This is a genomic window from Paenibacillus sp. NEAU-GSW1 (genome assembly GCF_009737085.1).
Classification (GTDB): domain Bacteria; phylum Bacillota; class Bacilli; order Paenibacillales; family Paenibacillaceae; genus Pristimantibacillus.
On the sequence record NZ_WOVL01000031.1, the window covers coordinates 1 to 23,799 of the forward strand.

At 48.1% G+C, this 23,799-nt stretch carries 14 protein-coding genes and 3 pseudogenes; 3 read left to right on the forward strand and 14 right to left on the reverse strand.

What is annotated here, in order from left to right:
• Positions 1-541: 541 nt before the first annotated feature.
• From GOM71_RS20210 to GOM71_RS20225, 4 genes and pseudogenes are all read right to left on the reverse strand, one after another.
• Positions 542-1,351, reverse strand: a complete 810-nt coding sequence (locus GOM71_RS20210; protein WP_156284332.1) for an undecaprenyl-diphosphate phosphatase — start codon at positions 1,349-1,351, stop codon at positions 542-544.
• 335 nt (positions 1,352-1,686) lie between these two features.
• Complete coding sequence (locus tag GOM71_RS20215; RefSeq protein WP_156284398.1) at positions 1,687-3,825, reverse strand: serine hydrolase domain-containing protein; 2,139 nt, start codon at positions 3,823-3,825, stop codon at positions 1,687-1,689.
• A gap of 45 nt (positions 3,826-3,870) precedes the next feature.
• Positions 3,871-4,035, reverse strand: a pseudogene (locus GOM71_RS25045) (glycoside hydrolase N-terminal domain-containing protein); the annotation flags it as partial.
• Positions 4,036-4,194: 159 nt separating this feature from the next.
• Positions 4,195-4,485, reverse strand: a complete 291-nt coding sequence (locus tag GOM71_RS20225) for a DUF3817 domain-containing protein (protein ID WP_156284334.1) — start codon at positions 4,483-4,485, stop codon at positions 4,195-4,197.
• 163 nt (positions 4,486-4,648) lie between these two features.
• Here GOM71_RS20225 and GOM71_RS20230 point away from each other — a divergent pair, with 163 nt between their 5' ends.
• Positions 4,649-6,469: an adenine deaminase gene (locus GOM71_RS20230; RefSeq protein WP_156284336.1), complete on the forward strand. Its 1,821-nt coding sequence runs from the start codon at positions 4,649-4,651 to the stop codon at positions 6,467-6,469.
• Positions 6,470-6,658: 189 nt separating this feature from the next.
• Positions 6,659-8,356: a methyl-accepting chemotaxis protein gene (locus tag GOM71_RS20235; RefSeq protein WP_156284338.1), complete on the forward strand. Its 1,698-nt coding sequence runs from the start codon at positions 6,659-6,661 to the stop codon at positions 8,354-8,356.
• 131 nt (positions 8,357-8,487) lie between these two features.
• On the opposite strand, the gene GOM71_RS20240 is transcribed toward GOM71_RS20235, so the two are convergent.
• The 5 genes from GOM71_RS20240 to GOM71_RS20260 form a co-directional block, all read right to left on the reverse strand.
• Positions 8,488-9,447 carry an acetylxylan esterase gene (locus tag GOM71_RS20240; RefSeq protein ID WP_156284340.1) on the reverse strand — a complete coding sequence of 320 codons (960 nt, stop codon included), beginning with the start codon at positions 9,445-9,447 and terminating at the stop codon, positions 8,488-8,490.
• A 158-nt stretch (positions 9,448-9,605) separates the two neighbouring features.
• Positions 9,606-11,453 carry a heparinase II/III domain-containing protein gene (locus tag GOM71_RS20245; protein ID WP_156284342.1) on the reverse strand — a complete coding sequence of 616 codons (1,848 nt, stop codon included), beginning with the start codon at positions 11,451-11,453 and terminating at the stop codon, positions 9,606-9,608.
• Positions 11,454-11,617: 164 nt separating this feature from the next.
• Positions 11,618-12,169 (reverse strand): RNA 2',3'-cyclic phosphodiesterase, encoded by a 552-nt coding sequence (gene thpR / locus GOM71_RS20250; RefSeq protein ID WP_156284344.1) that lies wholly within the window; start codon positions 12,167-12,169, stop codon positions 11,618-11,620.
• A 252-nt stretch (positions 12,170-12,421) separates the two neighbouring features.
• Positions 12,422-13,306, reverse strand: a complete 885-nt coding sequence (locus GOM71_RS20255) for a nicotianamine synthase family protein (RefSeq protein WP_156284346.1) — start codon at positions 13,304-13,306, stop codon at positions 12,422-12,424.
• A 191-nt stretch (positions 13,307-13,497) separates the two neighbouring features.
• Positions 13,498-16,317 carry a sugar-binding domain-containing protein gene (locus tag GOM71_RS20260; protein ID WP_156284348.1) on the reverse strand — a complete coding sequence of 940 codons (2,820 nt, stop codon included), beginning with the start codon at positions 16,315-16,317 and terminating at the stop codon, positions 13,498-13,500.
• A gap of 201 nt (positions 16,318-16,518) precedes the next feature.
• Here GOM71_RS20260 and GOM71_RS20265 point away from each other — a divergent pair, with 201 nt between their 5' ends.
• Entirely contained in the window at positions 16,519-17,355 is an 837-nt protein-coding gene (locus GOM71_RS20265; protein ID WP_156284350.1) for an AraC family transcriptional regulator, read from the forward strand.
• Between the two features lie 58 nt (positions 17,356-17,413).
• Here the strand turns inward: GOM71_RS20265 and GOM71_RS20270 are convergent, their stop codons facing one another.
• The 5 genes and pseudogenes from GOM71_RS20270 to GOM71_RS20280 all read right to left on the reverse strand — a co-directional run bounded on the left by GOM71_RS20270 (position 17,414) and on the right by GOM71_RS20280 (position 23,539).
• On the reverse strand, positions 17,414-17,989 hold the full coding sequence (locus GOM71_RS20270) for an SF0329 family protein (RefSeq protein ID WP_156284352.1): 576 nt from the start codon (positions 17,987-17,989) through the stop codon (positions 17,414-17,416).
• 19 nt (positions 17,990-18,008) lie between these two features.
• Positions 18,009-18,212 (reverse strand): annotated as a pseudogene (locus tag GOM71_RS24535) (TetR/AcrR family transcriptional regulator); the annotation flags it as partial.
• A 348-nt stretch (positions 18,213-18,560) separates the two neighbouring features.
• On the reverse strand, positions 18,561-20,681 hold the full coding sequence (locus GOM71_RS25195) for an Ig-like domain-containing protein (RefSeq protein ID WP_253944951.1): 2,121 nt from the start codon (positions 20,679-20,681) through the stop codon (positions 18,561-18,563).
• Between the two features lie 84 nt (positions 20,682-20,765).
• Positions 20,766-22,310: pseudogene (locus GOM71_RS25200) on the reverse strand (glycoside hydrolase family 43 protein); the annotation flags it as partial.
• Positions 22,311-22,543: 233 nt separating this feature from the next.
• Positions 22,544-23,539 (reverse strand): S-layer homology domain-containing protein, encoded by a 996-nt coding sequence (locus GOM71_RS20280; RefSeq protein WP_156284356.1) that lies wholly within the window; start codon positions 23,537-23,539, stop codon positions 22,544-22,546.
• Between the last annotated feature and the right edge of the window lie 260 nt (positions 23,540-23,799).

The following is a 23,799-nucleotide window of genomic DNA, read 5'->3' on the forward strand; positions in this document are numbered from 1 at the left end:
TAAGCAATTAATTGACAGGTTAATGGCAAACGGAACATTTAAATGATTCTGGAGAAGCGTCAGCGTTCGTTTTTGTGAAGGGATTCCCACTTTACTTCGTTGATTCAAAGGAATCCCTGAGCAATGGCGATCGGAAGAACATTTAAATGTGCAGTTTGCTGTTTTACCCAAATAAAACAGGGGGGTATCCCATCGTCATTTTAATGACTTATGGGACACTCCCTTTTCAAACCTGAATCATTACAAGCTGAACAGCAATACGATAACAAGCAGAACGAACAATACGAGCGCCAGCAGCGCAGGCGAAGTTCTGCGAACCGGACGATAATAACTTAAGCTCATGCGTGTTCCCTCCCATGCGGCCTACTGCAATCAGCATATGCGGATAAGACCGGTGCGGAGTTTGTCCCGCCCATAAATAAACAACTAATATCGAATAAGCAGATTCCTTATATTTCCAAAATCGCGACGCCTTAACCGCCAATTCAATGAGCCGAACAGCCGGACGCATTAGCCATTTGCGGACGGACATATAGCTGTCTTAAAGCCATATGACCAGAGCAAACACAGCGGCTAAAGCAAAGCGGTAAAAAGCAAACCATTCCAGGCGCAGTCTCTTAATCAAGCGCATAAAAGTCGAGACTGCAACTAGCCCCGTAACAAATGCCGTAATCAGCCCGACGAGCATTAACAGCAGATCGTCCTTAGACAGCAGCTCCCAGCTGTCATATAGATCCAGAAGAGAAGCGCCAAGCATGACAGGCACCGATATAATAAACGTAAAATCCGCCGCCGCTTTTTGGCTTACGCCAGACAGCATCCCGCCGGATATTGTCGAGCCGGATCTCGAAAATCCCGGCCACAACGCCAAGCACTGGAACAAACCGATAAATAGCGCTTGTCTGTACGAAATCCCGTCCGTTTCTGCAGCTGTAATGACGCGCTTCGCTCCCACCCTGGCGGCTATTATCATCAATAACCCTCCCGCGACAAGTCCGATTAACACCGGTACAGAGCCAAACAATTTGCTTTTTATTTCGTCATTGAACAGCAAATAAACAATGAGGGCAGGAAACATGGCAAGCGCCATATGTATCGCATTCAGCTTGTCTTTTGCCGCAACTTTCAGTCGAATCAAATCGCCTGCAATGGACATGTACCGTTTCCAGTAAAGCGCTAAAAGAGCGAGAACAGCGCCTAACTGAATAACGATTTTGAAAGTGACGGAGCCTTCGCCATCAAAGCCGAGCATCTCTCCGGCCAAAATCAAATGTCCGGTTGACGATACCGGGAGAAATTCGGTCAAACCTTCCACAATGCCTAATATAATCGCGCTAATCAAGTCTTGCATTCGTAATGATCCCTCTTCCCTCTACACAGTAGTGGTACCGCAATCTAACGCGGTTCTTAGCAAGTGTAGTCCAAACGGAAATGGCGCTGCCATCGAATTCCATTACATTCACGTACTACTTCCTTACAAATTTGTAACGGAAGGGTTTGATGATGCTGCCGCTCCCACTGCGTGGACGCATGTTCAAGGTTATTCTCACAAGAAATCGGATAACCTTCGAAAAAAAGAAGCCTCTCCTGTGTAGACTGGAGGATCACATTTCCATTCTACAAGGATTGGCTTCTTAAATAATTTAAAGCATTACATGCGCAGGCTGCGGTTTAACCTGCCAAAGTTTAGGATGCGAATGGAAGAACCGGCGACAGGAAGCTGAAACGATCGCTGGCGACTTCATGATGGCTCTGCCCGCCCGTATTCTGCGCGAACGAAGCGACGATCATATCAGTCGGCTGCGTCAGAAGCGCGTACAATACAGACGCCATTTCCTGACGTTTCAACACGTCGCGGGAGTGATAATCCGATTGTCCTTCCGCATTCGCTTGAACCTCTGGCCCATGAATGCCAAATGCAACCATCATTTGAACTGCAGGTACGGCCCATTTATCGGTCTTGCCTGCCAGTTTCACATCTGCAAACAGCTCTGCCGGATATTGCATGCTGTAAAGGCGCCACATCATAACAGCCGCTTCCTGACGCGTGATCGGACGATTCGGCTGGAATGCTCCGGCACCGTCACCTTTCACCATCCCGATTTCATATGCAATTTGAATATTGGCTGCTGCTGGATGACCCGCCAAATCGTTGAATGCATACGATTTCGTTTCGCTGCCTTCAATTCCGGTCGATTCCAAAATAAACTTAATAAATTCTCCGCGTGTTACTTGCGCTTCAGGCTTAAATGCTTTGCTTGCATCGTTCTCATAGTAACCTAACGACTGTAAAGCCAATATAGCCGGTGCATAAGGACTGTCTTTGCTCAGATCGTTAAAGCCGGCAGGGACTGCTCCCTTCTTTTCATAGCCAACCGGATTCAGATAAGGCTCCTTCAAATAGGCAACGTTACCGTTCTCATCCAGCTTAAACCCGGTAAATTGATTCGTAAGCTCGTCCACGAACAGATTGGTATCTACTTGGCGCAGATTGCGCGGACCAATATACGAATCTGTAATGGACAAAACAGCTTCTTGGGATGTCAAGTTTGAAATAATCATGTTCAGGCGAAGGTCGGAATAGTACCCGACAAACTTCTCCAGTTCTTCACTTGTCGATTTGTATTCGCTGAACTGCGCCGGAGCCGCATATTGCGGGAAGAACGTTTGAATAAATTGCGGATAAAACAAGGCGCGCAAAGGACCTACCTGGTTATAAGTTAAGAACACGCCGGTATTCTGCTCTGGAATTAGGAATAAATAAGAGCTGAAGTCGAGCAGGTCGCCGCCTTTCGTAATAATTTTGGAGCTGCTTCCCGCACCCGGAATTTGGAACGGCGCTTCAAAACCATAAGTTGTGTCAGGCAAAAGCGCATGAATGGACGAACGGTATACTTCCATTTCTTCTACCGTTTTTTCCGAAAGAATTTTGCCGGAATCATTCGAGCCGCCATTAAGGAAGGCGATCATAAATTTGCCTACATCCTCAGCAGTCGTCAGCATGCCGCCTTGCGGCATAATGGTCGGCGTCACCGCGTATGTTTCTACCTTCTGACCCGCCCCATTGTAGCCGGTCGCGAGCTGCTCCTTCAATGCGCCCTCCAGCTTGAAACCGCTGTTCTTCATTCCGAGCGGCTTGAAAACATTCTCGTCCATGTAAGTCTCGAACGGCACGCCGCTTGCTTTCTCTACGACCAATCCGAGCAGCATCGAAGCGAAATTGTCGTACATGTAAGAGCTGCCCGGTTTACGCACGACCGGCGGCAAATGTTTATGTACATACTCTTCAATCGATACTTTTTTGTTGAAATCGGTATGGAGATCTTCCGACAGCGGATCGCGGATTTCGAATCCAGTTGTATGAGTCAAAAGATGTTCGATTGTAACCGGCGTATCATAAGGATTAACCAGCTTCAAATCCGGCACATGCTTCCGAACATCGTCCGTTAATTTAATTTTGCCTTGCTCGACAAGCTGCATAGCTGCTGTTGCGGTAAACGTTTTGGATACTGAAGCGACCCGGAATACCGTTGAAGCGGGATCTACCGCTTTCCCCGTCGTTTTATCCGTCACGCCATACCCTTTTTGCGCGATCACTTTGCCGTCCTTGACGACGACGACTGATGCGCCCGCATACAGCGGCTTGGCCGCCGGCGATGCAAAGAACGTATCCAGAAAAGCGGCTGCGTTCTCCTCATTCAGCGTTTTCCCTGCTTGTCCCGCGCTGCCTGATTCAGGCGTTGCGGCAAAAGCGGTCGTGGCCGTCAAGCAGACGACCAGCAGAGCTGCTGCTAATGATTTGATCCATCGAGCGGATCCAGACATGTACGAAACTGTTTTCACTAATCCACTACCTCTCCCTATTATTTGTCATAGACAACCTATTACTACGAAGCAAATAATTGGAAGGTTTCGTTTTATTGCAATATATTGCATAAAAACGCCAATATTAGAAAACTCGTTCAGCTTAACGCCGCCGAACACCATGCAGCCCATACGGCCGTTGCCGATCGGCAGCGCTTCCTCCCAGCGCGCGGCGTGTTGTTTAAGTCATATGAAAATTAGCCAAACACAATCGGCAAGAGCCGTTATTATGCCTCGGCGGCAGCAGCAATCGTGTTTGCATAAAAAACGAGACATGCCTAATCCGTCTGCGACGGTCTTATTGGCATGTCTCGTCATTATTCGTTGCGATTATTGCTCCTTTCGAAGCTTGGCTTCCAGCCAAAAAGTGGCGAACGGCACGAATGCCGCGATGAATGCGAGCAATACTTTGCCAAACGACCAGCGTTTGACAATCCATGACGCTAACAGCAGGATCAAGTAAAGCGTGAACAACACGCCGTGCGCCATTCCGACGATCGTAACATAGATTGGCTCGTCCGCCCAATATTTAAGCGGCATCGCAATGAAAAGAAGCAGTAAATATGAGATGCCCTCAAGCATCGCTATGCCGCGGAACCAGCCTACAGTCGATTTCCACATATGAATGATTAACCTCCTTAGCGCCTCTCGTTACTATGTTAACAACACTATTACTCCATTGTGTAAGCAGTCGTCCATGATGTCAACCGCAGTGCCGCAAACTGGTTTATTTCAATTATTAGGTATAATATATAACGTAAAAAGATGAAAGGCGGTAAACGATATGTCCATTGCAAAATACTCCAGACCCCATTTGGCGGACTGCATTCCAGACCTCGTCGCATTCGCAAGAGGAGAACGCAAAGCTTCGTTGTTCATTAAAGGCGGCAGTCTCGTCAATGTCGTTTCCGGCGAAATCTTGTACGATACCTCCGTCGCTGTCGTCGGCACCCGAATCGCATATGTTGGTCCGTTCGTGGAAGGCATGACCGGCCCCGAAACGATCGTTGTCGATGCGCAAGGCAAATACATAGCGCCGGGCTTGCTTGACGGCCATTGCCACATCGAGAGCAGCATGCTCTCCGTTACCCAATTTGCTAACGCGGTGCTGCCGCTCGGAACGACAGGCGGCTTCTTCGATCCGCATGAAATATCCAATGTGCTTGGCCTTCCCGGGTTGCGCATCATGTTAGACGAAGCTCGGCAAACGCCAATGGCTGCGTACATGCAAGTCGCTTCTTGCGTACCGGCCACGTCATCGGAGTTCGAAACATCGGGCGCCGAATTCGGTCCTGAGGAAGTTGCCGAAGCGCTTAGCTGGGGCCCAGATATGATTGCGCTCGGCGAGGTTATGAATTTTCCGGGCGTCGTATTCGGCGATCCGAAAATGATCGGTGAAATTCAAGCGACGCTGCGCGCCGGCAAGCTGGTCGACGGCCATTACACTTGGCCGTCCAACGATCCGCGGCTTTCCGCATATGCCGCAGCAGGCGTTACCGGCTGTCACGAAAGCATTACGAAAGAGGATGCCGCAGCGCGCGTTAGACTTGGCATTTATGCGAAGCTGCGCCGAGGCTCGGCGTGGCATGACGTCGAGGCAACGATTAAAGCGCATACCGAAATGGGTCTCGACACCCGCCGGATGATGCTCGTATCCGACGACCGAATATGCGATTCGATCAAAGAAGAAGGCCATATGAATTTCATCGTCCGCCATGCCATCCAGCAAGGCGTCAAGCCGGTAACCGCGTTCCAAATGGCAACGCTCAATACGGCAGAACGATTCGGCGTTGCCCGGGATGTCGGCTCCGTCACGCCAGGCTCGATTGCGGACATTATTTTGCTCGATGGACATCTTGCAGACGTTAATGTCGTTATGACGATCGCTGCTGGTCAGGTCGTCGCCGAGAACGGCAAAATGACGATCGGGCTGGAGCCGTTCCAATACCCGGAATATGCAGTCAATTCCGTCAAACTGGCGAAACCGTTGACCGCTTCCGATTTCGCCATCGAGGCGCCGGTTTCTTCCGGCACGGTTAAAGCGCGAGTCGTCGAAGTCATCGAGAACAACGTCGAAACAAACGAGGTCCTTCGAGACGTTCCGGTCGAAGAAGGCAAGGTGGTCCTTACGCCCGATAGCGGCCTGTCCAAAATGGCGCTGTTCGAGCGGCACGGCAAAACAGGCGGTTCCGCGATCGGACTTGCCGGCAACATCGGCTTCAACGTGCCGGCGGCAATCTCGATGACGGTCGCGCATGACAGCCATAACGTGCTCGTCATCGGCAACGACGACGAGCTTATGGCGAATGCGGCAAACGCCGTAATCGGCATGCAAGGCGGCATTGCCGTAGCGACCGCGAACGGCATCGTTCAACTCCCGCTGCGTCTGGCCGGACTCATGTCGACCGAGCCGTACGAAACCGTGGTTGAGCAAATGAAACAGATTAGCAGCGCGCTCATTCAAGCAGGCTGTACGATGAACTACGCGTTTATGACGCTGTCGCTTATCGCGTTAGTCGTCATTCCGACGCTCCACATCTCGGATACGGGACTCATTCGCGTCACCGAAAGCGGGTTCGAGCGCGTACCGCTATTTGTCCAATAAGTGGAGTTGAGGGCTGAAATGGGATAGATCATCACATTTCAGCCCTATTCCTTTATTCTCTAGCAGGACCAGCTTCGCAGCCGCGCATTAAAATAACAAAAAAACAAACCAAACGACAAATAAACTCTATTCTTTATTTGATGTAAGCGCTTTAGAATATAGCTATATCCACTCCAGGGAGGGCTATATATGAAGCTGCGCATTCGACAATTTCAATCCATTCGCCATAAGCTGACCGTCGCTTTTGTGACGGTTATTATTTTGATTGTTGGTCTGGGCGGAGCTCTCTCGGCTACTTTCTACAGCTATTTGAACGAGTACAGTTCACTTCTGCAAAGTACAGATCAGGCCAATCAATTGAGCGGCGTGCTCAAGCCCGCGCTGGATGACGACATACGCGATATCGTTAATGGGTATAAAGCGTTTGAAGAAGGCAGGCAATATGAATTGCTGGAGGAAATGAACCGGAGAATATCGACGCTGGAGAAGGCGGAGCCTTCAAATGACGTACTCTCGAAGATTGAAGAAATTCGCAATACAATGGCTTCGCTCGAAGGGCAACTCGCTGTTTTGAAACAGCAAATTACCGACGGCGCATCGGTTGACGAACAGAGCGAAACGCTAGCATTGACAATTGACATTACTTCGCTCATCGAGCAAAACATACAGGCGCTCGTCAGAGAAAAACTGATCCACACTGCCGCGAAAGCGAATTCTATTCAACAATCGTTTAAAGACAATCTCTATTTATTCATTGCCGCTGCATCCTTAATCCTATTGCTTTCCTTCTATATCGCTTGGTTCATTGCTCGGGCGATAGCGCAGCCAATTGCTCGGCTTCAAAAGAGTTTTGCGCAGCTCGCGGACGGCAATCTAAGCATCAGTCCGGTTGAATCGGCTACGCGAGATGAAATCGGAATGCTTTGCGAGTCGTATAATTCCATGCTTTCAAGCTTGAAACGCGTTATCATAAGCGTAAGAGAGACAAGCCTGCATGTTTCTGCCTCGTCCGAACATATTTATGAAGGGGTAAGCGAAAATGATAAAGCCGGGGAGCAAATCTCTGTCTCTACCCAGTCCATTACCGAAGCGATAAGCGAGCAAGAGATTTTGGTTCAACATTCGGCTGTCCAGTTCGGATTACTGACCGATTCCTTTCAGCCGCTTCTTGCTAAAGCAAAAGCAATTAATGGTCATGCGGAACAATCCGTTCGTCTCGCACGGCAAGGCGAAACCGATATGACAGCTTTTCTGGATTCATTCGAGCAATTAAAACATAGCGTTTCACAAGTCGGGGACGATACCTGCCTTCTAGATGAACGAATCGGCGATATGGCCGCATTGCTGAAAAAAATCCGCGGTCTTGCTGCAGAGACGAACATTCTATCGTTAAACGCAGCGATTGAAGCTGGAAGAGAGTCGCAATCGAGGAAAAGCTTTTCGGTTATCGCTGAACGAGTTAAGCACCTGGCGGGCGAGACAGGCGCGCTTGCTTCTGCAGCGGATCAGCATATGGCTGCGGTTAGAGAGCATCTTCATTCGATTCGCGCGCAAATGCGAATTAGTACTGAACGAATCGTCGCTGGGGAGAGCAAAGCGGAGTCTGCAAACTGCATTCTCCAATCGATTCGTTCGGCAAACACCGAAGTTCAAGATCAAATATTAGCTGTGAATAAGGACATGCAAAGCGCCGCTGATCGGATCAGCCATGTACAAGAGTTAGTCGAAAGTGTCCAACTGCAAAGCTCCAATATACGGATCCAAGTTGGCGACATCGCAGCGATGGGAGAAGAACAGGCTGCGTCATTACAGCAGGTTTCAGCGATTTCCGATATGCTTATGGAGCATGTACGGGAGTTGGACCGGTCAATATCCAAATTTCATTAGAATTGCGACAAATAGAATGTATGCGTCGGCAGCTTTGGAGACGCTTAACAAGCAACGACAAAAAAACTCTCCGATTGCTTTTGCTTGGAGAGTTTTTCGCTTGCACCATCTCGGCTGTATAAACTGCCGCCTTACAGCTGCAACATAAACTGCATCGTTATATCGTCGAAGCCTGGCAGATGCTCATGTCCGAAATCAGGATAAATCACGGTCTTTTTCGGCGATTTGATTTTATTATACGCTGCAAATTGCGTGGAAGGCGGGCAAATCGTATCGCTTAAGCCTACAGCCATCAGCACTTCACCCTCAATCCGCTCCGCCAAATATTGAATGTCGATATAGCCCAGCTTCGTAAAAATTTCGTCCTCCCGTTCATGTTGCGGATCGAAATAACGGAAAAACGACTTCAGCTCGGCATATGCATCCTTTGCCAAATCCATTTCCCATACGCGACGGTAATCGCTCAAAAACGGAAATACAGGAGCGAGCCGTTTGATTCGAGGCTCAAGCGCGGCACAAGCAATCGTCAGCGCTCCCCCTTGCGAGCCGCCCATCGCTCCGACGCGGTTCGGGTCAACCTCCGGCATGCTCATTGCAATTCCAGCCAGCTGTGCCGTATCGAGAAACATGTGACGGAAGAGCAGATTATCCGGATTATCGTCCAATCCGCGGACGATATGGCCGTTAAGCGTCGTTCCCTTCACGCCGCCCGTATCCTCGGACAGTCCGCATTGACCTCGGCAATCCATCGCAAAGACGGAATACCCTAGCGCGGCGTATCCGAGCTTACCGTGCCAGTCTCCGGCATTGCCCGAATAGCCGTGGAATTGAACGACCGCAGGATGCGGCTCATTCACCTGTTTTGGCCGAATATATTTAGCATGAATTCTTGCGCCGCGCACGCCGGTAAAATAAAGATCGAAGCAGTCAGCGTACGGCACTTGAAATTCGCTTGGAATGAGTTCGATTTGCGGATCAACCGCCTTCATTTCTGCAATTGCGCGCTCCCAATATTCAGCATGGTCTGCCGGCTTCGGATTGCGTCCCTCATATTGATAAAGCTCGTTTAATGGCATGTCGACTAAAGGCATTGGTTGCTCCTCTTTTCATCAATGATAAATTATAAATTCAGTTTCTATGAAAATTAGCCATCCCCATTTGAATGTAACATAAAAAAGACTGCTCTTGAAAGGGCAGCCTACATTTAAATTAATTGCGGCTGCCCCCATAATTCCCTCCGCGCTGCTCGTTACATCCATTCGAATTGGAAAGCTAGCTCGAATTTGGAAGCCAAGCGCAATAGATGGAAGTCGACGGCATAGATCGTCGTCTTCTCGCCTGAATGCGTAAGATGCGGCAATTCAACAAAACGTGCTTGAAGCAATGTTTGGTCGTAGCGAATGGCGATTGCCGCCTCCTCCGACTTTAACAGCACATATTGATCTTCGAATTGCGGAGGCGTGCCAGCAATAAACCGTTCGACAATCGACGCAGGAGCACTTTCGAACTGAAAGCGATCATTCAGCTGAAGCACGGGCTTGTCGCTTTTCACCCACACAAACTCCCGTTCAAGCTTTTGAAGACATGTCTCTTCGCCGTAGGCGGAGGAGAGCTCCAGTTGAAATAAGTCTTTTAACGAATCCGTCTGCGCTCGAACACAGTGGGCTCGATGCCGCTTGCCCGGCAATTGAAAATTGCCGTTAATAATCGGCACCGAGTGGCCCTCGCTGCTGTTGCACAAAATATCATATCTGCCGGAACCAAAATAATCGGCCGAATATTGTCCCGCTCCAATGTCGGCTAGCAGACTCTTTCCGTTTGCATAAACAATAAAATGGCCAGCATCGTTATGGTTGTGAGGCTCGTCATTATGACCGCCCTTGGCGGCAAATGCAAATCGGGCGCTGCCCGCAGCGTGGCGAGATATAAACCATTGCGCATTGTCTAAATAGTAGGACGCGGCGTCCCATTGTGCGCCCCTTTTCCCCTTTTCCTCCCGATACCAGATCAGATTGCGGAGCGCCGGCGCCCATCTAAAGCAATGATCAGTGGAAAAGGACGCCTGCAGCTCCAATGACGGGAGCGAGACTTCCGCATATTGTTCATGCAAAAAATGAGTAAAGCCAAGCGAGATTCCCGAGTAGGCGGCAGCGTCGGAAAAGTTGACGGCATGCTTGCCGTCCAGAAACGCTTTTTGTTGAAATAGCGCGATCTGCTTTACTTTCTCATTCGCAAAAAGGTCGATCCCTCCTGCTGTTCTTGTCTTGAGCAAATCAGCGGCATATACAAAAAAGCCGAAGCCGTATTGCCAATACCCGTAGCCTTCCTCGCAAGCGCCGTCCTCTTTATAACCCGAAAGGAAGCAATCCAGCGCTGGCAGCGCCTTCGACCATACGGCAGCCAATTCATCCCCGCTCTCCAGCAAATATATGGCCGCCGCTCCGATGGAGCCGGCACAAACCGATGACCAATTGTGCTTGGCGCTCTCCCAGAAATACGGCTCACCGCCAAAAACAAATGGTCGCAGAACGCGGCGGTAAACCTCTTCACGGATCCGCTTATGAATTAAAGGCGGCAGCGAACTGCCGTGGAGATAAGCGATTTCGGCAAGCGCCATCGCAGTTTCCGCGGCAAATAGATCAATCGTCGCTGATGGATGCGGCCCCGAATGTTCATCCAACCGTACGTTGACTGAGCTGTTCATCTCCGGCCCTCCGTTCAGATGGGCGGTCAAACACCATGTATACTCATCGCAAACCGACCAAATGATATCGTTTAGTTCAACCTTGTAAGATGGGTGATCGGGCTCCAGCCAGGCCAACAGCCCTAATGCAGTTAAGCGCTTTCTTCTCGAAAAGTAACGAGCTTCATATTCCTTTCTGGAGCCTGTGTCGCTGTACATTTTGAACAAGGAATAATCCAGCCCGAGAATAGGCTCTTGGAGCGCTTGCTTCGCTTCAATTCGGATTTCCTCCATAAACGGCTGCAGTGCCGCAGCCGCCATGACCCGTTCTCTCAATCGTTTCGGTTCATCGCCAAGCAGCTGCTGTACGGAATCGCCCGAAGCAAAAATGCGTTTTAGCTGTTCGATATGCATATTACCCTCCGCCGTTTGTCATCTCGATCCTTTAACGTCATAGGGTCACTATATCGCATTTTTTGCCATTCGTTAATGCCGGATCATGCCCACGCGCGCCATAATCGAGCCGATGACGACTTTTGGTGCAGTCAATTGAGGCAAATGTCCGCTGCTATTTTCGGCTATAACCTGTACTCGAAAAGCGTTTCATACATAGGCTCGCGATGCATATGCGTCGCCATCAGGACGAATCGATCCGCTTCCCATATCACGTTAGCGGGCATCGACTCCATTGATTCAACAGAAAACGGTACTCTTTCGGCGCCGGCGAACTTCCTTGCCAGTGTGACGTGAGGGGTAAACGGGCGATCTTCAGCTATAAATCCGAGCGGCTTCGTCGCCTGAACAATATTCGAATGCAGCGCCGTCAGTCCCTCTCGATCGCCGCTTATTACGGCATGCAATATGCGAGGCGCCTTTGGCAAACCAAAAATTCCTCCACCGTTCAATGCAAGCGTAACCGGTTTGTATTGAACCTTCGTCAAAGCATCATGCAGTTCGGCTATCCGCTCCTTCGGAGTCTCTCCCAAAAATTGCAGTGTTATATGATAATCCAGCGGATGCGTCCATTTGCGAAACGACAGCTTTTCCCGCTGTGCTTGAACCCATTGATTCAATTGTTCGGCAGCTGGACCGGTTACAGGCAGAGCAATAAAAACTCGTGACGAGAGCATTGCGTTTCCTCCGTTCTTCCTCTTTTGCTGTAAATAATTAATTCATCAGTCGTTGGCTTTAATATTCATCATTTGTTGAATAAAGCCGTAATCGCAGCGAAACGTCGGTTCGACATAAAGGTGTTCACCAGTTGACCCAAAGAGCTGCTATAGAAGCTCGATGCGATTCCCATGCTCCGTTTACCATTTTTTCCTTTTCGGGTTTCATATTATGTACGGCTTCTTCCTTTCAGCTGGTATGTTTCAATGATGTCACTTGCTACTAGCATAACCCAACTTGTTTAGAAACAAAGTCGAATTAATGACCAGATTTTCATCTGGAGAAGTGCGCGCAACAATTCGCCATCCCTCGTTTTTCAGCAGCGATTCGTCAATCGCTTCATACATAATTTGCTTCATCCCCTCCGCCGTGCGAACAGCTACTAGCGGATCCAGTGAGGTTCGACGAATTCGTTCTAATACAGCCTGCTTGTTCCGTACAAGACTAGCCACAAAAATCCGGTTATAAGAGCGGTAATCGAATTCTGAACCATTGGTCATGACGACCGTAACCTTATTCCCCAAGCCCAGATGCTCGAGTAACGACACTGAGGCATCATAAGCATCAGCATCCATTTCCAGGCAGACAACCTCCATATTACTGAACAGGTGCAAAATAATAGGACTTAGCGGCATCGGCCCGCTCCCTACAAAAACAATCGGATCGGTGCTGCGATCCTGACGAACAATCTGGCGCAGCATGGATAGTTCCTCACTTACAAGCGCGGTGTAGATATTCCAGTAAGGCAGCGTTGATAAAATATCCGTCACCGAACCGTCAGATTTGCGAATTTGCCAGGAATCGCTTAGCTCTGCGAGAAATTCGGCTTCCGACAAGCTATCGCGCAACTTCTGTTGGTTCTTTCGAACGTACTCATTGCTGAGAACGGCTTGTACTTCCTCCGGCATATAGCGGGAGCGAAGCTGAAGTGAAAGGCGGCTAATGATATTCGTGACCGTTCGATTGGCAGGCGAAAGATCCGACTCCTTCTGAAGAAGCTCATTTGCATCACGGATAAAAGCGATAAATTGGTCAACCGACTGTATTTTTGACGCATTGCCTGTCTGTATAATAGAGCCCGCGGAATAAGCTTCCATTTTCCTATTTCCTCCCTTGCCCCGCTTCCGATTTACTACTACGAAATATATTCATAAGGTCAAGGATGTAGACGGAAATTGGGATGCGGCTTGCCGCTTCAGCGAAGCGACGATGTTTCTCTTGCTTTTATATGCAGCGCGCTAAAAAACCCGGATGCGGCCGCCTCCGGGTTCGTTGAGGACAGAAAAGCTTAATTTTGAACCAACAGCTTCCGAATGTCTTCTATGCCGAGCACCGTTTCAGGTTGGAAGACGGCGGAAGCCGCATAACTGTAAATGCTGGCCAGAAACTGCTTCCCTTCAGCCGTTTCCGCAATGCGTTCGTCATCCACCGCGCATACGAGCAGCTTGCCTTGCAAGACTTGGCATTCCCAGAGCAAGCCAAGCTTATGGTTGCGCTCGAAGTTGTCGATGGTTTGTACAATCGGCGACAATCCCCGAGGAGCATCATCCAAAATGACGGACCGCGAATTAGACACGATCGACCACCAGGGATAGGTGGAATAGGATTCGGAAGGGAACAGCCGAAGCGCCGGATGCTTGTTGTCGATCAAAAGTCCCATCGTGCCGACCGGAACAGGCTTGTTCATGCTCTCCGAAATCGAACGGAACATAGGGTAGCACCAGAAATCTGTGGCGTAGAATCCTTCAATGGAATGTGCCAGACGCTCCAAATTCGGAATCAGCACAACGCTCTCTCCTCTCGCCAGCCTTTCTTCCGTATCGTCACTCCAATCCCGAGCGGTATGTAACCCGGCTGGCTCCGCAGCTGGGATGCTGCGGGGATACATCCACAAATCATAACCCTTCTTGATGTCGGTCTGCGCGATCTGCAGAGAGAGAGTCATCTTCGTCATAGCTGTCGCTTCAGGAAGCGCTGCTTCAATATCAGCAATGTGGAACACGCCTGCTCCTTCAGCTGAAATGGATACGCTGCCATATGCATGCACTTGCCGCTCGTCGGAAAGCTCCCAGCGAAGAACGCGGGAAATTAGCGGCTTGCTGCGATAATAGGCTAGCTCGATGCGCGCCTGGAAACACTCGCCTGCGATGTATTGATACTTCGGGAAGCGTGCCAGCAGGACTGCGTCAGAGCAGTAGGCCTGCCATTCCTCCGAAGAGATGAAGCCCTTCGAATCCATGAAGGCATCCAAAATACCGACGAGAGCAGTGCCTTGCCCGCTGAAATCCTGCAGGTCCAAAAGCTGAAATCCGGCCAAGCGCTTGGTACGGAAGGCCGCTTCCAGTTCCTCCTTATAGCAAGCGACAGCAAGCTGCCCCGAACTGTGGAAGAAGGATTCGGCCAAATGAGCCATCCCCTTCTCCTCCAGCCGCTGTTGAAAGACCTCAAAGTTTCTCGCTTTCAACGAGCCTGTATACTTTGCTGTCTCCTTGAAATTCGGGTAAAAAGCAAATTGGCCGATCTCGTGAGAAACGATCGGTATTTGCGAGACCAGCTCCAGGCTTGCATTGTCCGCCAGCACCGTCCGCGCTTCCGTTCGGTACTGAATCTGAATCTCCCCGCCCTTCCGCGGTTCTTCGCCATCCAGTTCTTCCCGCGCAGAGGAAGGATGGATTGCTTCATCGTAGTCCTTCATCGTGTCAGGCGTATCCGTCTGAATATGTCCGAGCGGGGCGTCGCACATCGCATACGAGCCGCGGAAGAGACGTTCTCGCGCAAATCGGACGCCGCAGAAGAAGTCATCCTCCTCCAGAATTACCGGGACAAACTGAAAATTGTTCGAGCCTTGCGTATACAAGCGGCGGTTGTCGTACGACTTGTATTCTCGTAAAATGTCTTTCAGCTTGGCTTTGCTGCCCCAAAGCTCATTCCCGAGCGACATCATAACGAAGGACGGATGGTTGCCATACGCGTCCAGCATCGCATATCCTTCGCGGATTAAATACTGCTGCTCCTGCTCGTTATGTCTCTCATCGCTTTCGTCCGTAACTGTCCCCCAGAAAGGCAGCTCCGGCTCCATATACATGCCTAGCATATCTGCGGCAGTAAACGCCGCTTCCGGCGGGCAGCACGTATGAAAGCGATAATGGTTAATGCCGTACGATTGGGCAATACCGAGAATGCTAAGCCATTCCTCCACCGTCGTCGGAGCGAACCCGGTCAGCGGGAACAATAGACCGTCATGCTTGCCGCGCAGAAACGTAACTCGCCCGTTAATCGTAAACTTATCCCCGGCTGATAAAAAGTCCCGCAGGCCAAACGTCGCAAGGTGAACGTCGAGCACATTCCCTTCCCTATCGCATAAACTCAAACTTATTCGATAAAGCGCCGGGCTCTCTTCGTCCCAAAGAAACGCTTCTTCGCCCAATGGATAATCAATGCTCAGCTCCTCCGAGCTGACGGAATATTGCTTCTGCGGAACGATATGCCGGTGTTTCACGTTCAGGCTTTCTGCCGCAACAGTAAGCGTCATGCCGTCCAATGATCCAGCTGCCTCCGTGCGAATCGTTACGGACCTGTCCGCTGCATTCGGGTAAAGCTTGACGTTGCGCAAATGCGTTTCGTTATAAAACTGAAGCTCGATCCTTCCTGTAATCCCGTTCCAGTTGGTCTGCGTGTCGGGAGAGGTAAGATGCCCCCCTTTAGTTGGGTAATCGGTATTGTCGACGCGAATGGTGATCAGATGTCTGCCGCTGCCGACATACGGAGTTATATCGTATACGTGCGGGGCCGACAGGCTGTTTTGAGTGCCAACCTCTTGACCGTCAATCCAAACGGCAGTCACTCTTGTACGCTCAAGGAATAGATTGCAGCATTTCCCTAGAAGCTCTTTCGGAATGTCGATTTCCCGAGAAAACCAGGCATAGCCTTCATAAGCATACTCATCCGTCAAATGTCCGAGATGGACGGTTTCATTTCTCGTCCCTTTTTTCGCATATGACGTCGTACCGGGAAGCTGTATCGTATCGCTGAAGGGCAGTTGAAGTCCGCTTTTCCCTTCATCCAGTTGAAAGTTCCACATTCCTTCCAAATTTAAATTCGCTAGCATTCCGCACGTCCTCTCCCATTAACGAATTGAACTATTTTCCTATGCAGCAATAATAAACACAGTTCGCCCGACATGGTTTAAAGCTTGAACCTATCAGTCGGCTATAGAGAAATAATATATTATATTCGGATTCACCGTACATGGCATCGTACTCACTAATTATGTTATAATGCTAGAAATTCTGAACAAAGGAGATTGGCCATGATTGAATATTTCCCGCGCAGCAAACAGCATACTGAGCTGCATTTGACTCAATTTGGCGTGGAGGAATGTGCTCCCAGGCATCATTTGGGCCCGGCCATTCGAAATCACTATCTGCTTCATTATATTTTGGACGGGGAAGGCATCTTCGAGGCAGGAGGCAACAGCTATAAATTGGGGAAGGGACAAGGGTTTCTCATCGTTCCCGAAGTCATCTCTTATTATGAAGCCGACCCTTTAAACCCGTGGACTTACTGTTGGTTTGGTTTTAACGGGAATCTGGCGGAATCGCTGCTCAAGCAAGCAGGCCTAACGATGACGTCGCCAATTCTGCACTTTGACAGAGACGATATTATATACGAGTATATGCAGCTGATGATTGAATCGAAGGATTACCGCAAAGGATGGGAAACCCGGCTGACTGGGGTGCTCTATATGACGCTGTCGGAGCTTATCGCCCATGGTCCGATAACGCCGCAAAGCAATAAGGAGAGCCGTGCGGAAAGATACGTTGAGAAAGTGAAGGATTTTATCGAGGTCAATTATACGCAGCACATTTCCGTTGAGGAAATTGCTCATTTCATCGGACTCAATCGAAGCTATCTGTGCTCGTTATTCAAACAGCGCATGAATATGAGCATTCAAGAATATTTAATCCGCTATCGGATCAATAAAGCATGCGAAATGATGGGCACCGCGGAGCTTTCGATCGGTGATATTTCCCGCTCCGTCGGTTACAGCGATCCCCTGCTCTTCTCTAAAATTTTCAAAAAGATAAAAGGGATCTCCCCTAAACATTACCGAACCGATGCAGCTGAGCAGGAATTAGAGTCATGAAAGGCAGGTTGAAAATAATCAGATTGCTTTTATACGCTCAACAAGTTATGGCTTTTGTTTACCTGTTCAAGTCACCAAGCCGCAGTTCATAGAAATACTGCACAATTGGATGCTTCAATTTTATCTTCTCACTCATGTTTAAAAGCCGCTTTTTCCCAACTCGTCTGTCCACCAATGCTAAAATATTGAATAAGATATCACTGCTCTCTAAGCTCTCCTCTATAGAAACGGATAAAAACTTAGTAGCAACAACAACAAAGTTTGATTTGCTTAATGATGACTGTGCTGACAAAAGCTCCTTTGCATGTTCAGATATTTTTCTGCCTCTTGCAATTACTTTTAGACGTTCCTCCGGAACTAGCCCTTTGGTATCTTTTCTGACCGCTTCAATTTCTTCATTGCTGATAGGAATATCGATATCCGAATCATTCTTAATTTCAAGCTCCGTCTGGTACCATCTGATTAATGTTGTTGCATCACTCATATTGAATATTTTCTTTTTATCAACCGCAATGTAACAAAGCCCTGCTTTATCAGGTAAATAACGGTAGCTTGTTGCAATATATTCGACTCTCCCCAACAATGCAGGACAGAGGAAACTTTCCAATTGTTGCTTCAATTTGCTCCAGGACATGCAATCCTCCGATGTTCTAAATAATTTCGAGCTGTTCCCTAATAATACGGGCAATCGTATCTTCGTACCCTCTATGGCAACGACTGGATAATGATTTTTGGAAATTTGTTGCAGATTCAAAAATGACAGTTGCACGATTAATCATCGCTTCTGTAGTTCTATCTTTTATAGTAATATTCTAAAATTCCCTTTTCCCTGAAAGTTCAATGAAAGTTTGATTCAGTCATTTTGTTAAACCTCCTACTTTTTAAACAAATTCTTAAAATTGTTGCATAAGCGACACATCCTCAGATCTATTGGTGTTGATGATTTTTATTATGATTTAAAATTTAGTTGCAAGCAAATAAAAGTCGATTGGCAGCTAGCTTGGTCTGAAAAAATTAGCCACTTGCTTTCCTCGCATTTCTTTACCGATCTTATTTGTTCGCATTGCTGGGCGCTTGAACCTGTGCTTCGTCGTTTTGTATTGTATTTTACTTGCTGCTAAATAAGCGAAGGAAATTAAAGTAAAATGGCTCCGCCCTCCTGATTACAAAGGGCGAAGCCATTAGATTATGAGCTAACGGATAACTTATTCGAGAATCTTGGTTGCAATGTACGCAAGATCCACGATATCGATCATATTATCGCCGTTCATATCCGCAATCTTGTAGGTTGCCCACTCTGCGCTAGTGGAATCTTTACCGAAGTAGTAAGCGACAATCGCAAGGTCACCTACGTTGATGCTTCCATCCGTATTGATGTCGGCAGACGCTTCTTTAACAACCGCTTCTCTAAAGGCGTCTACTGCGCTGATAAGTGCGGCAAGAGCATTTTCAACTTCAGACTGTGTCACGCTTTCGTTGTCTCTAACAGCTTTTGCCGCATGGATTGCAGCACCGAGTGCATCTTTGGCTGCCTGCGGATATTGTCCCGGCAGTGTGCCAACTGCTGCTGCGTCGTAGAGGCTCTCAGCATTCGCGATAGCAGCTATCAATGCTGTTTTATCAACAACGACTACAATTTGGCCAATTGCTATGTTCACACTGTCAAGTTCCGCCTCAATTACGCTTCCCTCAGGAGCCACGCCGAGACTTGCCTTGGTCAGAGCAATTGTACCGGTTGTATTGTGAACCCCCGCCTTTGCTTTAAAGGTTAGATTCAGAACCGATGTGCTGGCCCCGGTTACACCTCCAATATTGGCGGCAATAAGCCTAACTTCTCCACTTGTTGCTTTATCCTCTGTTACGATTTGAATGTCGGTCGTAGCACCTGCCGCACTTACATAATCAAATTTGCTGGAGTCGTAGGTCAGCGTGAGGTCCTCGGCATAAACGTTTTGTTCGATATTGTCCAAGCTAACTGCCACTGAGAAGCTGCTGCCTGGATTTACGCTGCTGCTTGCTGAAAGCGCTGCAGTAGGCAATAGCGGCACAACGGATGGAGTTACCGTTACATTGCTTACCGCTGTTTTATTACCATCTGCTGTTGTCACAGTAATAACTGCATCTCCTGCTGCAATTGCGTTAACAGTTACACTTGTTGTGCCTGTTGCAGAATCATAAGCTGCGCCACTTACTGTTGCAACACCCGTATCGCTTGAAGCAAAAGTTACTGCTTTGTTTGTTGCATCGGCAGGGTTAATAGTTGCAGTAAGTATTTCGTTTGAACCAGCTGTTAAGCTTAGTGTACTCTTGTCAAGCGTTACTCCTGTAACTGCAACACTGTTTGAAGGCCAGACAGGATCAGTGGCGGCATTGCTTGTGGTTAATAAAATTCGGTCTATAGCAAGACCGTCTTCTCTGCCCCAGAAGTTCAATTCATGTTCGCCGGCTGTAACATTCAACGTAGCGCCGCCAAACATACCGCCGCCGTTGCCGCTAATATTAGCCCATTTGAATTGACCGAGGCTTACCGCTTCAATGCCGTTTGTAGTAAATCTATACTGATTATCTAATCCAACGTGGACGGAGTCCGAATCATAACCGGTACTCTTGACAAGAATCCAAACATTGTACGTTCCGGCAGTCGGAAAATTAATCTTATAACCAAGTTTGGAATTGGCAGCGAGTGAAGCTGCATCCGTAGCTGATGCAGCAAAGCCAGTATTAGGCCCGAACAGCATCGCTTTCGTGGACTGTCCATCGACTAGAGTCCAAGTATGGTCGCTTATCGTACCGGAGACATAAGCATCGGCTGTGTTTTCAGCCGCTGTTTCCGCCTCAATTGCCACGATTGTTGGCGTATTAACGGTTACCGTTATTTGCGCTGTTACAGCGTCTCCTACTGTTCCCTGATAGCTTACAGCAACAGTGGTTGTACCGCTAGCTTTTGCCGTTATTGTGCCGTTGGAAACTGCTGCGATTTCAGGACTTGGATTGCTGTACGTGGCTTTGCGTGTTACATCTTCGGTGTGTCCGTCAACAAATTCCGCGGTTACTTTAAATGTGGCTGTTGTTCCAGAATCCAGTGTAACTGCACTATTATCAACTGTAATCTTGTTCACTGTCAGCTCACTGTTCAAATCTTTCACAAGCAAATGAAGTGAATCTGTTTGACCGCCGTAACTTACATCGATGCTTGTTGTGCCATAACCGACTCCGGTTATGACTCCGTTATCGATACTTGCAATATCGCTTTCCGCCGGTACGGCATCTGCATCAGCAGTAACATCCGCGCTGGTTCCATCAGCGTAAATGGCTGTAACCAGCATGGTTGCCTCGTTGGCGCCTGATACAATATCGATCTTATGTTTATCGATTGTTGCGTTAATTGCAACAAGGTCATGGTTCTCGCTCTTTTGGTCGAACTGCCAATAATCTACCTTGACGAGATTGCCAGTCGATGCTCCTCTGAATACCATATACAGATCATGGACGCCAGCAGCGCCGGAGATGGTTGTTGCTTCTGTCTGCCAGCTATTTTCTCCGCCGGTGTTGGAAATAGGAACCGTCCCGATCAACGGGCCATCTGCACTGTCAATATGCAGCTCAATGGTTCCGCCGCTGGAACCGCTTGCAATATTGGCCTTAAATACGCCGGCACCTGCATCCCCAAAATCAACTTGTGACACAGCTGTCCAATCCCCGTCATTAATGTTGCTGACAGCCAGATTAATGCTGCTTACCATAGCTCCGGGCTCGGTAATCTTTTCAGTCGATATACCTCCGTTCCAGCCTATGGTTTCAGCCTCAACTCTCGTATATGGATCAACATTTTTAATCTGTGGAACGCCTGCATAATCGGCAGTAATGTTCTGAATGACTCCATCTTCATCAAAACTTACTTTATTGATATGTGTGTTGCGATACCCGTGCGGTTGCCCGCCCATTTGCGGCACTGTGCCGCTTTCAGCCATTGCTTTCGCTAGTGTTTGAGCATGGTATGTAATATACCATTCGCCGTTGAATTCAAAAATAGAATGATGGTTGTTGCCGCCAACACCAAAGAAAGCAGCGGGGTTAGGCAAAAATGTTTTAACATAAGTAAACGGGCCCATCGGGTTGTCACTGACCATATAGGCAATAGCTCCCGTAGGAATGTCAGCCGGATGGCCGCTAGAGAAATTTGTGCAATAGGAATAATAGTATTTTCCGTTGTATTTGTGTATGCCTGAATCCTCAAACAGCCATGGCGGATTGATCGGTTTAACGGTTCCCTCGCTAGCAGAAAGATCTAAGCTAATCATATCTGCCCCAAGCTTCGCTACACGAGCTGTGCCCGGGTCAGCTTCTTTCCCCGTCGGAACACCCCCGCCAAAATATAAATATCCGCTTCCATCATCATCTACAAGCACCGCAGGGTCAAATAGCCAAGTAACATTGCTAGCCCCTGGCGTGCTTCGATTAACTAAAGCCTTTCCAATCGGATCCGTAAACGGTCCAATCGGACTATCCGCGGAAAGTACGCCAATGCCGTTCGCGCTATCTGCGAAATAAAGAAAAAATTTCTCTTTGCCGTCTATCGTTTTGTGAGCAGCTGACGGTGCCCAGGAGTTATTTGCCCATTTTGCCGCACCTTGTGAACCGGCAGCAAGTATTTCTCCATGGTCCGTCCAGTTCACCATATCGTCGGACGAAACAACTGTAATCTTATTAATCTGGCTATAGCCGTTGTCCTTAATGGTTCCGTCAGCATTGTACTCAAATACGTCATTGGTCATGTACACATAAACTCTGCCGTCATACACCATTGCGAACGGATCGGCACCAAACTTTTGCGTAAATAACGGATTGGCGTTTCCAGGCGTTTTAGCCAAGGCTGGCGTAAGTGCGGCAGCTGCGTTTGCTGCTCTTTCCATCCCCGGGATTAACGTGAACGCAAGGGCTAAAATCATTGTCATCGCTATCCATTTTGTCCAAATTCTCACTTCAAATCTCCTCCTCTACGAATGGATTCATTGTGGCATTTGACTCTTATTTGACGGGCTGCTTTCAGCCTCTGGCAACGTAAACACCTCCTTTCATTATTCGTTTGGCAATTAACTACTGTGCTATTTATAGCACAGTTAATACTAATACAGCTGCAATGTCCAAGCGGTTCTGATTTGAATCCATCTTATAGCGAAAAGGTCATCTACTTATTCATTAGCCTGTAAATGACCACAGCTGCCTCTGCTCGATTTGCGGTGCCATTTGGCTTAATCAAGCCATTTTCACCCTTGATAATTCCCGACTTGACCAGTTGCGATAAAGGGCTGACTGCATAAGCGGCTACTTCGCTAGCGTCACTGAAGCTGCTTAAATCTGCAGCGGATTCGTCCAGCGGATTTCCTGCAATTTTCATTGCCCGTGCGGCCAACACCATCATATCCTGTCTGGATATGCTTGTTCTTGGCTCAAACCGGTTATTGCCCGCTCCTTGAGCAATTCCTAATTTTTTAGCAATTGCTACTTCTTTGTAGTAATAGTCGGATTGTGCTACATCAATAAAATTGCTGTCGATTTCTGCATTTAGTTTTAATGCTCTTACCAGCAAGCTAATGAAATCTGCCCTTGTGATATTAGCTCCTGGGCTGAAAGCAGTCGCTGACGTTCCCTTAATTACTCCCGAGGCTGCAAGCGTTTCTATTTCCTTTTTCGCCCAATCATAGCCCGCCAGATCCTCGAATGCGCTTCCATAAATATAGACGGTTGCGGCCAAATTCGAATCTACTGTCTTTACTGCTATCAGCTTAAATTTAGGATTTCCTTGAGCCTTCCCTTTGAAGACAAGGGTACTCAATGATGTGCTTCCTTGCTCCCCGCTCTTCTTTCCAATTTTTGTGAAGGCTATTGTCATTTTTCCGTTATCTATTTTTGGCGGAACCATAAAACCTTCCAGCTTTGAATCCGCCTTTACAAACTCGACAACATCAGAATCGAAGGTAATCCATGCTTCATAAGCATAGAGGTCCTTTAAGTCGTTTCCATTCACCGTAACTTCAATCGTTTCATCGGGCAGCGCATTTTCTGAACTTTTGTTCAGAGTGAAAACCGTATCCCCTTGCGCGTATCCGACGCTAGGAATACAAGCAACAATCATGGCTGCAATAAGGAAGCAGGTTAGGATAGAGATTTTTCCTTTTCTCATCGTTCTTATCTCCTTTTTGTAATAACCAATATTTTTACATTAAAGTAATTGATAGCGATTACAAAAATATTAGAGCTTACTTTACAAAGAGAAGTAACTGCCCCTCCTATTCACTTTGCTATTTTTAGTATATCTACGTTACCTAAACTTCACGATGTAAATTCTCCTTAAAAAGGTTTGAATTTTTAAGCAATTTATTTTCTCGAATGGACAATTTAAACATTTTTACCATAAAAGTTAAGTTTTTTGGGCGCATATCA

Excerpts from the sequence above, each read along its gene's own strand:
- GOM71_RS20210 (WP_156284332.1), bottom strand. The coding sequence starts at position 1,351 with ATGCAAGACTTGATTAGCGCGATTATATTAGGCATTGTGGAAGGTTTG.
- GOM71_RS20215 (WP_156284398.1), bottom strand. The coding sequence starts at position 3,825 with ATGTCTGGATCCGCTCGATGGATCAAATCATTAGCAGCAGCTCTGCTG.
- GOM71_RS20225 (WP_156284334.1), bottom strand. The coding sequence starts at position 4,485 with ATGTGGAAATCGACTGTAGGCTGGTTCCGCGGCATAGCGATGCTTGAG.
- GOM71_RS20230 (WP_156284336.1), top strand. The coding sequence starts at position 4,649 with ATGTCCATTGCAAAATACTCCAGACCCCATTTGGCGGACTGCATTCCA.
- GOM71_RS20235 (WP_156284338.1), top strand. The coding sequence starts at position 6,659 with ATGAAGCTGCGCATTCGACAATTTCAATCCATTCGCCATAAGCTGACC.
- GOM71_RS20240 (WP_156284340.1), bottom strand. The coding sequence starts at position 9,447 with ATGCCTTTAGTCGACATGCCATTAAACGAGCTTTATCAATATGAGGGA.
- GOM71_RS20245 (WP_156284342.1), bottom strand. The coding sequence starts at position 11,453 with ATGCATATCGAACAGCTAAAACGCATTTTTGCTTCGGGCGATTCCGTA.
- thpR (WP_156284344.1), bottom strand. The coding sequence starts at position 12,169 with ATGCTCTCGTCACGAGTTTTTATTGCTCTGCCTGTAACCGGTCCAGCT.
- GOM71_RS20255 (WP_156284346.1), bottom strand. The coding sequence starts at position 13,306 with ATGGAAGCTTATTCCGCGGGCTCTATTATACAGACAGGCAATGCGTCA.
- GOM71_RS20260 (WP_156284348.1), bottom strand. The coding sequence starts at position 16,317 with ATGCTAGCGAATTTAAATTTGGAAGGAATGTGGAACTTTCAACTGGAT.
- GOM71_RS20265 (WP_156284350.1), top strand. The coding sequence starts at position 16,519 with ATGATTGAATATTTCCCGCGCAGCAAACAGCATACTGAGCTGCATTTG.
- GOM71_RS20270 (WP_156284352.1), bottom strand. The coding sequence starts at position 17,989 with ATGTCCTGGAGCAAATTGAAGCAACAATTGGAAAGTTTCCTCTGTCCT.
- GOM71_RS25195 (WP_253944951.1), bottom strand. The coding sequence starts at position 20,681 with ATGCTGGTTACAGCCATTTACGCTGATGGAACCAGCGCGGATGTTACT.
- GOM71_RS20280 (WP_156284356.1), bottom strand. The coding sequence starts at position 23,539 with ATGAGAAAAGGAAAAATCTCTATCCTAACCTGCTTCCTTATTGCAGCC.